Annotated in this window: 14 protein-coding genes and 2 pseudogenes; 5 read left to right on the forward strand and 11 right to left on the reverse strand. The window is 52.9% G+C overall.

The window, feature by feature from the left end; all coding sequences use genetic code 11:
- Positions 1-46: 46 nt before the first annotated feature.
- Together modF and modE are read right to left on the reverse strand one after the other, a co-directional pair.
- Positions 47-1522, reverse strand: a complete 1476-nt coding sequence (gene modF / locus ACLJQJ_RS02530) for a molybdate ABC transporter ATP-binding protein ModF (RefSeq protein WP_063809659.1) — start codon at positions 1520-1522, stop codon at positions 47-49.
- A 67-nt stretch (positions 1523-1589) separates the two neighbouring features.
- The gene (modE, locus tag ACLJQJ_RS02535) at positions 1590-2378 is read right to left on the reverse strand and encodes a molybdenum-dependent transcriptional regulator (RefSeq protein WP_001147418.1); all 789 of its coding nucleotides are present in this window, start codon (positions 2376-2378) and stop codon (positions 1590-1592) included.
- A 128-nt stretch (positions 2379-2506) separates the two neighbouring features.
- Here modE and ACLJQJ_RS02540 point away from each other — a divergent pair, with 128 nt between their 5' ends.
- The 4 genes from ACLJQJ_RS02540 (at position 2507) to modC (ending at position 5346) form a co-directional block, all read left to right on the forward strand.
- Positions 2507-2656: an AcrZ family multidrug efflux pump-associated protein gene (locus ACLJQJ_RS02540; protein WP_000891513.1), complete on the forward strand. Its 150-nt coding sequence runs from the start codon at positions 2507-2509 to the stop codon at positions 2654-2656.
- 166 nt (positions 2657-2822) lie between these two features.
- The gene (gene modA, locus ACLJQJ_RS02545; RefSeq protein ID WP_000951416.1) at positions 2823-3596 is read left to right on the forward strand and encodes a molybdate ABC transporter substrate-binding protein; all 774 of its coding nucleotides are present in this window, start codon (positions 2823-2825) and stop codon (positions 3594-3596) included.
- A complete protein-coding gene (gene modB, locus ACLJQJ_RS02550) occupies positions 3596-4285 on the forward strand; it encodes a molybdate ABC transporter permease subunit (protein WP_023258605.1) in 690 nt (229 codons plus the stop codon). Before modA ends, modB begins: the two co-directional genes overlap by 1 nt.
- Positions 4286-4287: 2 nt before the next feature.
- Complete coding sequence (gene modC / locus ACLJQJ_RS02555) at positions 4288-5346, forward strand: molybdenum ABC transporter ATP-binding protein ModC (RefSeq protein WP_000891710.1); 1059 nt, start codon at positions 4288-4290, stop codon at positions 5344-5346.
- Here the strand turns inward: modC and ACLJQJ_RS02560 are convergent, their stop codons facing one another.
- Positions 5347-6165: a pyridoxal phosphatase gene (locus ACLJQJ_RS02560; protein ID WP_031622333.1), complete on the reverse strand. Its 819-nt coding sequence runs from the start codon at positions 6163-6165 to the stop codon at positions 5347-5349. It lies immediately after the preceding gene.
- Positions 6166-6328: 163 nt separating this feature from the next.
- Here ACLJQJ_RS02560 and pgl point away from each other — a divergent pair, with 163 nt between their 5' ends.
- Positions 6329-7324, forward strand: a complete 996-nt coding sequence (gene pgl / locus ACLJQJ_RS02565; protein WP_000815468.1) for a 6-phosphogluconolactonase — start codon at positions 6329-6331, stop codon at positions 7322-7324.
- 143 nt (positions 7325-7467) lie between these two features.
- Here pgl and ACLJQJ_RS02570 read toward each other — a convergent pair whose 3' ends face one another.
- The 8 genes and pseudogenes from ACLJQJ_RS02570 to ACLJQJ_RS02605 all read right to left on the reverse strand — a co-directional run bounded on the left by ACLJQJ_RS02570 (position 7468) and on the right by ACLJQJ_RS02605 (position 12139).
- Positions 7468-8751, reverse strand: a complete 1284-nt coding sequence (locus ACLJQJ_RS02570) for a putative acyl-CoA thioester hydrolase (RefSeq protein ID WP_001094776.1) — start codon at positions 8749-8751, stop codon at positions 7468-7470.
- Between the two features lie 134 nt (positions 8752-8885).
- Entirely contained in the window at positions 8886-9956 is a 1071-nt protein-coding gene (locus ACLJQJ_RS02575) for a tyrosine-type recombinase/integrase (RefSeq protein WP_000533680.1), read from the reverse strand.
- Positions 9934-10152, reverse strand: a complete 219-nt coding sequence (locus ACLJQJ_RS02580; RefSeq protein WP_001556007.1) for an excisionase — start codon at positions 10150-10152, stop codon at positions 9934-9936. Before ACLJQJ_RS02580 ends, ACLJQJ_RS02575 begins: the two co-directional genes overlap by 23 nt.
- Positions 10153-10172: 20 nt before the next feature.
- Positions 10173-10259, reverse strand: a pseudogene (locus tag ACLJQJ_RS02585) (DNA-binding protein); the annotation flags it as partial.
- A 69-nt stretch (positions 10260-10328) separates the two neighbouring features.
- Positions 10329-10838 (reverse strand): Lar family restriction alleviation protein, encoded by a 510-nt coding sequence (locus ACLJQJ_RS02590; protein ID WP_223230487.1) that lies wholly within the window; start codon positions 10836-10838, stop codon positions 10329-10331.
- A gap of 126 nt (positions 10839-10964) precedes the next feature.
- Positions 10965-11309 (reverse strand): annotated as a pseudogene (locus tag ACLJQJ_RS02595) (hypothetical protein); the annotation flags it as partial.
- Positions 11306-11917 (reverse strand): DUF550 domain-containing protein, encoded by a 612-nt coding sequence (locus tag ACLJQJ_RS02600; RefSeq protein WP_077950986.1) that lies wholly within the window; start codon positions 11915-11917, stop codon positions 11306-11308. The pseudogene ACLJQJ_RS02595 and the gene ACLJQJ_RS02600, both read right to left, overlap by 4 nt.
- Positions 11918-11920: 3 nt before the next feature.
- Positions 11921-12139 (reverse strand): DUF4014 family protein, encoded by a 219-nt coding sequence (locus ACLJQJ_RS02605; RefSeq protein WP_063814101.1) that lies wholly within the window; start codon positions 12137-12139, stop codon positions 11921-11923.

Consider the following 12139-nt stretch of genomic DNA (forward strand, 5'->3'; position numbering starts at 1 on the left):
GGAGAGTGGTTCCAGAATGGCGCGCGGCGCCATTCTGATAATACATTTAATTATTGCATCGTCCGGAAACGTACTTATAACGTTCGCCCTCTGGTACAAATTCCAGCCGGTGGGTAATACAGGCAGGCGCATCCTCTGCATGATGGGAAACGAACAGCAGTTGGGTCTCTCCCTGGCGAATTAATACATCTACAAAACGGCGTACCAGTTGGCGGTTCAGCGGGTCCAACCCTTGCAGCGGCTCATCCAGAATCAACACTGTCGGATGTTTAACCAGCGCGCGCACGATCAGCGCCAGCCGCTGCTGTCCCCAGGAGAGACTGTGGAAGGGGGCATCCGCCGTACGCTTATCGATTCCCAGAATATCCAGCCACTGTTGCGCCAGTTTTCGTTGCCTGTCTGAAACGGCCTGGTAAATGCCGATAGAATCGAAATAGCCGGAGAGAATGACATTGCGTACCGTGGTACTGACGCGGTAATCCAGATGTAAACTGCTGCTGACGTAGCCGATATGTTTTTTGATATCCCAGATTGTTTCGCCGCTTCCTCGCCGCCGCCCGAACAGCGTAAGATCGTTGCTGTAGCCTTGCGGATGATCGCCAGTAATAAGGCTAAGCAACGTAGACTTACCCGCTCCGTTAGGACCGACGATCTGCCAGTGTTCGCCCGGATTGACTCGCCAGCTTAGGTGGTGGAGGATAGGGCGATCGTTATACGAGACTACGCCATCGTTAAGTACGATCCGTGGTTCGCCATCGGGTAACGCATGGCGGGCGGAAGGTTCGTCCGGTTCGGGTAATTGTACGTCGGTCAGACGCTCGCTGTGCGCGAGTTGAGCGACCAACGCCCGTTGCAGTAACTCTGCCGTCGTTCCGGTCTCCGCCAGCGTACAGTCGGCAAGCACGCCGGCAAACTGCACGAAGTCCGGGATCTCATCAAAACGGTTGAGTACCAGCGCCAGGGTCATACCCGCCTGGTTCAACGCCGTCAGGCGTTGCGCCAGTTGTTGACGGGCGGTCACGTCAAGTCCGTCGAACGGTTCATCAAGGATCAATAACTCCGGCTCAGACATCAGCGCCTGACACAGCAGCGCTTTTCGCGTCTCGCCGGTAGAAAGGTATTTAAAACGCCTGTCGAGTAAAGCGAAAATGCCGAACTGCTGCGCCAGCATCGCACAGCGGGCAGGATGGTGAACATCATCCTGAATAATTTCCGCGGTAGTGCGCCCGGTATCGTCTTCGCCAGGACTGAGCATATCGGTGTTATTACGTTGCCACTCATCGCTGACCAGCTTTTGCAATTGTTCAAAGGACAGACGAGTAATGCGGGTAAACTGACACTGGCGCTCGCCTGTTAATAACGGCAGTTCACCCGCCAGCGCGCGGGCGAGCGCCGACTTCCCGCTCCCGTTAGCCCCAACGAATGCCCAGCTATCGCCCGCATTGAGCGTCAGCGAATCCAGATGAAGTGTTTTTGTATCGCTCAGACGAAACGTGCCTTGCGAAATTTGCAACGATGACATTTTGCATCCCATTTTTTGCAGCGATGAATGACAGGGATACGTCTTTCGGCAACGGATGTCAATGTGCTTAGCACAACGTTGCAATAATCACTCTGTCCGCATTAAACCAGGCAATCACGTCATCGCCTTCCTTTAACGTGGCGGCATCTGAAGTCGGTATCGTGGCGCACAGCGTCTGACCGTCCGGTAGCGCCATCAACACTTCACACTGTTCCGCGCCGCGCTCAATATGGCTGATCGTTCCCGACAACTGATTGTCAGCGGCGCGCGCAACGGCTGCATCCCGGGTAATGCCAACCCACGGCGCTTTTAGCAGGATCAGCACTTCTTTTCCCTCCTCCAGGCCGAGACGCTCGCCGCTTTGCGCCGTCAGCGCGACTTTGAGCCGCGTTTTGCCGTCGGCCAGCAGCACGTCGACATGCTGTTGCACCTGATCGCGATCGCGGGCGGTAATGGTGCCGAACCACTGATTTCGGGCGCTGGTTTGCAGTGAAAAGCGGGAGATAGCGGCCAGCAGACTGTCAAGCGGCAGGGCGTCATCGTCGCTTAACACATCGAACGCTTTTTGCTGAATTTGGCCCAGCAAATCGTAAAGCTGGATCAGACGCTGGCCATAGCGGGTTAATACCGCGCCGCCGCCGCCTTTGCCGCCCGTTGCGCGTTCAACCAGCATATGTTCGCTAAGCTGGTTCATGTCGTTTATCGCATCCCAGGCGCTCTTATAGCTGATTCCCGCGTCTTTCGCGCCCTGACTAATCGAGCCGGAAAGCGCAATGTGTTTCAGCAGAGAGATACGTCGGGGATCGGCAAAAAGCTTTTGCTGAAGTTTCAGGGTAAGAAGGATTTCGGCCTGCATAACCAGCTCCTGGTAAAAAGACTATTGTGACTGAAAAGCGCGTCAGCGCAAAGCCGACCGCACAAAAGGGGAGTGCTTTTCTGTGTGATGCGGTTAAAATACAAAAAGGACTATATCTGGAGTTGCCCATGTTAGAGTTATTAAAAAGTCTGGTATTCGCCGTCATCATGGTACCGGTAGTGATGGCCATCATCCTCGGTCTGATTTACGGTCTGGGTGAGGTGTTCAACATTTTTTCCGGTATCGGTCAGAAAGACCAGTCCAGACAGAACCGCTGATTTCCCCAAACGCCCGCTCAGTCGGGCGTTTTTGTTACTCAAGATCCTGCTTTTCCTGCCGATATTTTCTGTGTTTAATCGTTAATGGGTATGAATAACCGCTGGGAAACCCCTGAGATTATCGTTATATTGTCGCTTACATAACGAAACGCACAAGGAGTTACAGATGGCGCATTCCTGGTTACGCCTGGTCGCAGGGGCGACATTATCTTTCGTCATCGCTGGTCATGCGCTGGCGGATGAAGGCAAGATCACCGTATTCGCCGCCGCGTCGCTAACGAACGCGATGCAAGACATTGCGGCAGAATATAAAAAAGAGAAAAATGTGGATGTGGTTTCCTCATTCGCCTCCTCTTCAACGCTGGCGCGCCAGATAGAAGCGGGCGCGCCGGCGGATCTGTTCATCTCTGCTGACCAGAAATGGATGGATTACGCAGCCGATAAAAAAGCGGTGGATACCACGACGCGCGAAACATTGCTTGGCAATAGCCTGGTGGTGGTAGCGCCGAAAGCCAGCGAGCAGAAACCGTTTACCATCGACAACAAAACGGACTGGATTCGTCTGCTGAACGGCGGGCGTCTGGCGGTGGGCGATCCGCAACACGTACCGGCGGGAATTTATGCCAAAGAAGCGCTGCAAAAGTTGGGCGCATGGCAAACGCTTGAACCGAAACTGGCGCCGGGCGAGGATGTGCGCGGCGCGTTGGCGCTGGTCGAACGTAACGAAGCGCCTTTGGGCATTGTATACGGTTCTGATGCGGTCGCCAGCAAGGGGGTCAACGTGGTGGCGACGTTCCCGGAAGATTCACATAAAAAAGTGGAATACCCCATCGCTATCGTGGAGGGGCATAAAAATGCGACCGTCAGCGCGTTCTATGATTACCTGAAAGGACCGCAGGCCTCGGCAATCTTTAAACGTTATGGATTTACGACGAAGTAATGATACTGACCGATCCAGAATGGCAGGCTGTCCTTCTTAGCCTGAAAGTGTCTTCCCTGGCCGTGCTGTTTAGCCTGCCGTTTGGGATCTTTTTTGCCTGGTTACTGGTGCGATGCCGGTTTCCGGGCAAAGCCTTACTTGATAGCGTCCTGCATCTGCCGCTGGTGCTACCGCCGGTGGTGGTCGGCTATCTGCTGCTGGTGTCGATGGGGCGACGCGGATTTATTGGCCAGTGGCTGTATGACTGGTTCGGTCTCACGTTTGCCTTTAGCTGGCGCGGCGCCGTGCTGGCGGCGGCGGTGATGTCCTTCCCGCTGATGGTGCGGGCTATTCGGCTGGCGCTGGAGGGGGTGGATATCAAGCTCGAACAGGCCGCCAGAACGCTGGGCGCCGGGCGCTGGCGCGTTTTTCTGACTATCACCTTACCGCTTACCCTGCCGGGCATTATTGTCGGTACGGTGCTGGCGTTTGCCCGTTCGCTTGGCGAATTTGGCGCGACCATTACCTTTGTTTCCAATATTCCGGGCGAAACCCGCACCATACCTTCCGCCATGTATACCTTGATCCAGACGCCGGGCGGGGAGAGCGCGGCGGCGAGGCTGTGCGTGATTTCGATTGTATTAGCGCTGATTTCGCTGTTGATTTCTGAATGGCTGGCGCGGATGAGCCGTGAACGGACGGGGCGCTAACCATGCTGGAGCTTAATTTTTCCCAGACGCTGGGAACGCACTGTTTAACCCTCAACGAAACGCTGCCAGCCAGTGGGATCACGGCTATCTTTGGCGTCTCCGGCGCGGGAAAAACCTCGCTGATTAATGCCATCAGCGGTTTGACTCGCCCGCAAAAAGGACGCATCGCGCTGAATGGCCGGGTGTTGCATGACGCGGAAAACGGTATCTGTTTAACGCCGGAAAAGCGCCGCATCGGTTATGTTTTCCAGGATGCGCGCCTGTTCCCCCATTACAAAGTACGCGGCAATTTGCGCTACGGCATGGCGAAAAGCATGACCGGTCAGTTTGATAAGCTGGTGTCGCTGCTGGGAATTGAAGCGTTGCTTGATCGCCTGCCGGGGAGCTTGTCCGGCGGAGAAAAACAGCGCGTAGCGATAGGCCGGGCATTGCTCACTGCCCCGGAGTTGCTGCTGTTGGACGAACCGTTGGCTTCGCTGGATATCCCGCGTAAACGCGAATTACTGCCGTACCTGCAACGGCTGGCGCGAGAAATCAATATTCCCATGCTGTATGTCAGCCATTCTCTCGATGAAATTCTCCACCTGGCGGATAAAGTCATGGTGCTGGAGGATGGACAGGTTAAAGCGTTTGGCCCGCTGGAGGAGGTCTGGGGAAGCAGCGTTATGCACCCGTGGCTGCCGAAAGAGCAACAGAGCAGTATTCTGAAAGTTAGCGTGCTGGAGCATCACCCACATTATGCCATGACCGCTTTGGCGCTTGGCGACCAGCACCTGTGGGTAAATAAACTCAATCAGCCGCTGCAATCCACACTGCGTATTCGTATACAGGCGTCGGATGTCTCGCTGGTACTACAGCCGCCGCAGCAGACCAGTATCCGCAACGTATTGCGGGCAAAAGTGGCGAATTGTTATGACGATAACGGGCAGGTGGAAGTCCAGCTTGAGATAGGCGGCAGAACGCTGTGGGCGCGAATAAGCCCGTGGGCCAGGGATGAGCTGAATATCAAGCCTGGCCTGTGGCTTTACGCGCAGGTGAAAAGCGTTTCTATCACCGCCTGACTATAGCAGGTGGGTGTAAATAAATTTGGCGATGCTATCGGTAGTGTTATCGCCGATCACAACGTCAGCGCGCGCTTTCACCGCCTCATCGGCGTTGCCCATCGCAACGCCGGTGCCTGCCGCCTCCAGCATACTGATGTCGTTGTAGTTATCGCCGAAAGCGATCACATTTTTCATTGACCCTCCCTGCGCTTCTATCCACTGGGTAAGGCGCTTGCCTTTACTGTTGCCTTTGCGCGCAATATCCACCTGATCGTGCCATGACCATTCGCACTCCAGGCCAAGCGCCTGTTCAACATGCTGACCGAACCGCTGTAGCCTGGGAATATCTTCATTGGTAAGCGCAAACTTCCACACGGCATTCACGTCGCGCGCCGCCTGCGCCAACGAAGAGACCTGTGTAAAGGTCGGACGTTGCTCCGGCGGCAAGGTCTGCGCCCACCGGGAGGTACGCACGACGTGACCAGTTGGGTGTTCGTAAAGCATAGCGTCATCAACATACATCAGGCCGTGAATCTGATGCTCATCCAGTAAATCAATCAACTGCAACGCCTTATCCACGGGCATAGGATCGGCATCCAGGACAGTTTTAGCTTGATAATCATACAAATAGGTGCCGTTGCAGCAAATAGCAGGTGTTTCCAGCGCCAGCGCCTGATAAAAAGGATGAATAGCAACGTGATGGCGACCAGTGACAATGATAAGTTGAAAGCCCGCCTCTTTGGCGCGTGATAGCGCGTCAAGCGAGGAGGGGAGTAAGGTTTTATGCGGGGTTAATAATGTTCCGTCTAAATCGAGGGCAATCACGCGTGCAGTCATAATTTTTTCCAGATTAAGAGTAATAATTCCGTCTGTCGGCATGGTACACCGGGACGGTAAGCAGACAAAATTCTGCGTCTGAATTCAGCATTCGCCGTCAAAAGCGACTACGTTAAGCTGTGTCCTGTTATTGCAGCTACATGCCATATGCAAAGGAGTATTCATGAAACAAACAGTCTATACCGCCAGCCCTGAGAGTCAGCAAATTCACGTCTGGAGCCTGAACCACGAAGGGACGCTGACGCTGGTGCAGGTCGTGGATGTGCCCGGTCAGGTTCAGCCGATGGTGGTCAGTCCGGATAAACGCTACCTCTATGTCGGCGTGCGCCCGGAGTTTCGTGTCCTGGCGTATCGTATTGCGCCGGATGATGGCGCGCTGACGTTTGCCGCCGAATCTGCCCTGCCGGGTAGCCCGACCCATATTTCTACCGATCATCATGGTCGTTTTGTCTTTGTCGGATCGTATAACGCCGGTAATGTCAGCGTGACGCGCTTACAGGATGGCCTGCCGGTTGAGCTGGTGGATGTGGTGGAAGGGCTGGACGGCTGCCACTCGGCAAATATTACGCCTGATAACCGTACCCTGTGGGTGCCTGCGCTAAAACAGGATCGCATTTGTCTGTTTACGCTAAGCGATGACGGCCATCTGGTGGCCCAGGAGCCGGCGGAAGTAAATACAGTTGAAGGGGCAGGCCCGCGTCATATGGTCTTCCACCCGAATCGACAATATGCGTATTGCGTCAATGAACTGAACAGTTCGGTGGATGTCTGGCAGCTTAAAAATCCGCATGGCGAGATAGAGTGCGTACAAACCCTGGATATGATGCCCGCCGATTTTTCCGATACCCGTTGGGCGGCGGATATTCATATTACGCCGGATGGACGGCATCTGTATGCCTGTGACCGCACCGCCAGTTTGATTACCGTCTTTAGTGTCTCCGAAGACGGCAGCGTACTGAGCGTTGAAGGCTTCCAGCCGACGGAAGCCCAACCGCGCGGCTTTAATATCGACAATAGCGGAAAATACCTGATTGCAGCGGGTCAAAAATCACATCATATCGCGGTCTATGAAATTACGGGCACTCAGGGGTTGCTGACGGAAAAAGGTCGTTATGCCGTCGGCCAGGGGCCAATGTGGGTTGTGGTGAACGCGTACTAAAGCGCTGTGTGCCGGAGGGCGGCGGGCTGGAGCTCACCAGGGCAGGATGCCTGATTAATTTCGATAAACATCGCTTGCAGTAAAACCACGGGCCGCCACATCTGCTGCGGCGGCCCGTTTATAAGCCTGAACCGGAACGGCGATTACTGCTTAGGTTCCGCCACCACTTTACTGCCTACACCGCGGTTGTTGTATTCCCACATGCGGTTGTAGTTAGTGTCGTTCAGATTACGCTGCACCTCGTCTTTGTCATCCACGGTTCCCGTATTTCCGGCAAACGGACGTTTCGAGATGACCGCGTCGGCCCACGGTTTGGCAACGTTGAAGCCCTCGTTAATCACGCTGTCGCGGATCACGACCTGACCGTTGGTGTTGGCGTCGACATCCAGCGAGCGGCCAAGCTGCGCAACGCCATCGCCGGAGGCGTTAAAGCGGCTGTTGATCGCCAAAAAGCCATAGTAAATATTGGACAGCGTCGCCGGGGCGAAGACGTAGGCTTCCTGCTGTGTGCGGGAGTTGACGACCTGGAAGTTGGTGTTATCGAACACCACGGCGCCGCGTCCGGAAACCATATCCACATCGCCTTCAATATAGCTGTTCGTCACCAGCGTACGCGGCTGACGATCGGTCTGCAGACGGTTCTGCACGCCGCTGTTGGTCACAAAGAAGGTGTTCTGGCGGCCAAGGATATTGACCTTGTTAATCTGGACTTTGTCGCCATCGGTACGCAACGCCACCGCCGGATGGTTTCCGGCATCGACACTGTCGCCCAGCGTGTTCTCGATGGTCAGATTTTGTAGCTGCAGACCGTTATTCTGCGACCAGAACGCGGCAGAACACATCACACCGATCGTTGCGGCGTGTTTGCTTTGGCAGTTATCGAACATATACCAGGCGGGTTTACCAGGCATATATTTCCCGCCGGGATTCACCGCGCGGCGCCAGTCAGCGACGCTCATTTCACCATCAATCGCCATCCCAATTTTCACATCGATCGGTTTTTCACCGGTCCCGTACAGGGTCAGACTTCCCGGCGCGGCGGGAACATACACGGTCCCCTGATAGTCGCCCGGCATAATAGCAATGTACTGGCGTTTGTTCGTGCGTTTAACCATTGCCGCATCGACCGCGGCCTGAATCGAGGTGTGCGTAACGCCTGGCGTACCTGCCGGCCCCACCACAAAGTCAGGCTGTGCGGGCAGGGTAATCGGCGACGGCGACCACGGGGCGGTATTCGGCGTCAGGGAGGCAAAATAGCGCGCCGCAACGAAGTTTTTCGCTTCATTTGCCGACAGAATGGGGCGCGAGGCGGTGCCAGGCGCGGTTTGATCGGAAGGGATCTGATCGGGTGGCGTAGAGCTACAGGCGCTCAGCGTCACGCCAAAAGCCAGTGCCAGCGCCAGACGGGAAACCGATAATGTATTCACAGGTTGCTCCGGGCTTGAAAAAGTTAAATGACATCCATTGAAGCCTGCTTTTTTATACTAAGTTGAACGTATAAAAAAGTCTTTATGTTCAAAGTGTTACGCAACGAAGGTCACTATTAGTCAAAATAAAATCACTAACTGATTTCTATTCTCTCCCACTCTCTCCCGCGATCGTTCCTGTATTGCGCAGCCATGCTATCAGACTTATGTCCGAGAAGGTGCTGCGCAAATCTTTCGCCATACTGTTTCTCATAGAGCCTTGCAGACAGGCTGCGTATCTCATGAAATGTTGGCGGTTCTCCGCTGAAAGAAAGTCCAGATTCCTTGCGTGCGCGCATAAAATACCTTGATACCGTCCCTGATGAAAGCGCTTCGCTTCGTGTAGAGGAAATTATTGTTTCTCCTTGCGAAAGTGATTTACATCTCTTCAGCGTATCTGAAAGCGAAAGGTTAGCTGCATCAAGTTTAATCGTTACCGGTATCGCCAGTTTTACTCCTGTCTTTTGTTGTTGTACGTGTAGAAATCCTTCTGAAATGTCAACCCATTTCATTGCACAGATATCACTAACACGCTGCCCGGTAAGTAATGCTATCTCCATAGACAGTTTCACCCATGGCGGCTGCTTCCCGGCAGCATCATATATTTTCATGAATTCATCGGTGGTTAATCTGACCCTTTTAACTTCAGATTTAGCGGCCCTTGTGGCCGTGACTGGGTTTGAGTGTATGAAGCCTTCAGCTATAGCTTCTCTGAAAATGTCACTCAACGTCGATCTGATTAACTTTGATGTGGCCGACTTTCCTTCTGAAACATAATCATTGAGTATGGTGGCAATATCCCTGGTTGTTATATCTGACAATGGAATGTCCTGAAACCGCTCCTTTATGGCTCTTATTTTGCTTCTGTAATCAGCAAGTGTTTTAGGCCTGAGTCCTCTGACTGATATGATGCTGTCATATTTTTCCAGCCATGCGTGCATAGTCATTGCATCTTCATTATTGATCCGCGACGTAAGACTTTTTCGCTCAGCGCTGGAAAATAACTCAATGTTCGCCTGAACTGCTTCTGTTACTGCGATTCTCCGGTCGCGACCTAACCCAAACTCCTTACCCGTCCTTGGGTCTCGATAGCAATAATAACCGTTGTTCCTGATATACAAGTTTGGAGGCAAATCACGGCGTTCATGGCTTCGCCTTCTTCCCATCTCTAATCCTCTTCAAAAGTCTGCCTGTTGGCTTATTTTTAACGTCGATTTTTACTGCGTTCTCATGAAACAGATACTCCCTCCCATCCTTAAGTGGAGGAGGGGAGATTCGACACTCTCTAACCCAGCGTCGAACTGTCTCAAGGCTTCTTGGCCTTGGCTGTCGCTGGTTCCATTCTGGAAGCGTTAAGTACATCGCATTACCTCTGCAAATTCACGCAAGAAAAAACCAGCGCAAGGCTGGTTATTGGATATCTTGAGAAATGAACAGGCCTCATCGAGTGTGAGGCTGTGTGATTCCATAGTTACTCCGATAAAAGAAACCTCGACTGTGCGAGGTTTGTTAGTTGCGCTCTGCTGGGGATTTAGCCATCACTTCACCTCCTGCGGTGCTGCTGCGAGCATGGCCTCGTATATATTCCCGAACTGTACGCAGAATGACTCATCGCTATTGAACAGCACATCTTCGCAGTTCATCGCCGCAGCTATCATTTCGTCCGTTGGTTCAACGGGTACAAGTGCGTAACCATCCGGAATTACCGGAGAGTTGGTTGACGTATCCGCGATTTTCCGAAAATTGTTGGTTGACGAAATTGGGTTTTCCCGAAAGTTTCCAGTCTGAGGAATGGCTGCGCGAGTGTTCCACGCCTTCTCTGCCTCCTCCGGAGTGGTGAACCCAAATGTCTGGAGGTTACAGTCTCCATTTTTGTTACCGCACATGATGATGTAACCTTCCATATCACCATCAGGGTAGTGTTCAGCCGGTGATCCGCAGAACGGGCATGGAAGCAGGCCGCTGTCGTCAGGTTCAGCCTGAGAACTGGTTGACAAATTAGCGTCATTTGGTAATTCAGTTGACGCGTTTTTGTTAACTTTAAGCATGGCGGCGTTATAACCATCGGCAAAAATTTCTGCTTCTTCGTTGTTCAGTTCAGCGCATATTCTGGCTGTAGCCTTGCACCCTGAGCATTCGCACTCTGGTCGATAACCGTGATCGATTGGACTTTGCACCGGAGTGTTGCCATTCACATCGAAATTTGGCTTTGCGTCCTGAACCAGAAGGATGTAGCCATTCTTTGCTGTGTACAGTTCTGATACCTCGGTGACAGTGCCGAAATAGCGATTCCCGGCATCAGCACCACAAGTGCTTACATCAATGGAAACTTCCATGCCTTCGATTAATTCTGGCAAGTTGTAAGTTTGGCTTACAGGTTGGTTTGGTTTTTCTAAGTCATGATGCCAGGCGGCGCGAACTGTGCGTGCAATTCGTTCACGTAACTGCTGTGTGCCGTGATACTCAACAGCAATATCACGCAGATCGTTTACCAGTTCCCGGATTTGATTCTCTTTCACGATTTACCTCCATTGAGCATGGCGGCGCGACAGGCATACCATATTTTCTGTGCCAGGAATTTATCGCCAATGTTGTGGGCCAGCAGACTGACAATTTGACCAGCCAGACCTTTTGGCATTTCCGCTGGCACTACCGGCGCCGGCTGCTCTTTGATATGTAGCCGCGGCTCGCCGTCTTTCGGTTCAGGCCACTGGCGCGCCATATTCACCTTCAGCTTTTCTTCCATCGCAGCTGTGATTTCACCATCGCTGATACCGGCGCGGCGTTGCGCATCCCATAACAGGAATTGCATGTCAGCCCACTCACTGAGGTCGCCAGGTTCTGCCGCTGCCTCTAACGCTTCTTTTGAGAGGTGTTTAAGTGGGCCAACAGGGCCAACATTACCGAACGTTGAATCTGACCACTCCGCGTGTCGTTTGCGAATGAGATTTCGCAATTGTAGTGATGCGCCTTTCTCTTCTGGCAACTTGTAAGGCTGGCTTACAGGCTCAGCGTCCAGCGATACCAGCGCGATACGCGCCAGCTCCATTTGTTCGCCACGGGTAAGCCCGTTTTCAAGAGGACTTTTAATGAATAATTCGATACGTTCTTTGGTAATAGTGGTCATGGGTTAGTCCTCCCTGTACGGATTTAATTTGTTGTGCAGTTTGTTAAATGGCCACCATACGATGGAGCTATACCACTCGGCTATTTTTTCTGCCTGTACGCCTGCTAACCAGATGAAGAATATCGGTGATATTGGAACCATTAAAATAAGAAAGAGAAGGAAAAATAGAGCCTCTTTAAACCTACTTTGACGTGGATAACTCTTCCGGAATATTTTTGTCAT

Origin of the sequence: Salmonella sp. SAL04202, from assembly GCF_046550775.1 — a bacterium.
Classification (GTDB): domain Bacteria; phylum Pseudomonadota; class Gammaproteobacteria; order Enterobacterales; family Enterobacteriaceae; genus Salmonella; species Salmonella enterica.

Bases quoted from the DNA above. Each gene is read 5' to 3' on its own strand.
- modF (WP_063809659.1), bottom strand. From the start codon at position 1,522: ATGTCATCGTTGCAAATTTCGCAAGGCACGTTTCGTCTGAGCGATACA.
- modE (WP_001147418.1), bottom strand. From the start codon at position 2,378: ATGCAGGCCGAAATCCTTCTTACCCTGAAACTTCAGCAAAAGCTTTTT.
- ACLJQJ_RS02540 (WP_000891513.1), top strand. From the start codon at position 2,507: ATGTTAGAGTTATTAAAAAGTCTGGTATTCGCCGTCATCATGGTACCG.
- modA (WP_000951416.1), top strand. From the start codon at position 2,823: ATGGCGCATTCCTGGTTACGCCTGGTCGCAGGGGCGACATTATCTTTC.
- modB (WP_023258605.1), top strand. From the start codon at position 3,596: ATGATACTGACCGATCCAGAATGGCAGGCTGTCCTTCTTAGCCTGAAA.
- modC (WP_000891710.1), top strand. From the start codon at position 4,288: ATGCTGGAGCTTAATTTTTCCCAGACGCTGGGAACGCACTGTTTAACC.
- ACLJQJ_RS02560 (WP_031622333.1), bottom strand. From the start codon at position 6,165: ATGACTGCACGCGTGATTGCCCTCGATTTAGACGGAACATTATTAACC.
- pgl (WP_000815468.1), top strand. From the start codon at position 6,329: ATGAAACAAACAGTCTATACCGCCAGCCCTGAGAGTCAGCAAATTCAC.
- ACLJQJ_RS02575 (WP_000533680.1), bottom strand. From the start codon at position 9,956: ATGGGAAGAAGGCGAAGCCATGAACGCCGTGATTTGCCTCCAAACTTG.
- ACLJQJ_RS02580 (WP_001556007.1), bottom strand. From the start codon at position 10,152: ATGTACTTAACGCTTCCAGAATGGAACCAGCGACAGCCAAGGCCAAGA.
- ACLJQJ_RS02590 (WP_223230487.1), bottom strand. From the start codon at position 10,838: ATGCTTAAAGTTAACAAAAACGCGTCAACTGAATTACCAAATGACGCT.
- ACLJQJ_RS02600 (WP_077950986.1), bottom strand. From the start codon at position 11,917: ATGACCACTATTACCAAAGAACGTATCGAATTATTCATTAAAAGTCCT.
- ACLJQJ_RS02605 (WP_063814101.1), bottom strand. From the start codon at position 12,139: ATGACAAAAATATTCCGGAAGAGTTATCCACGTCAAAGTAGGTTTAAA.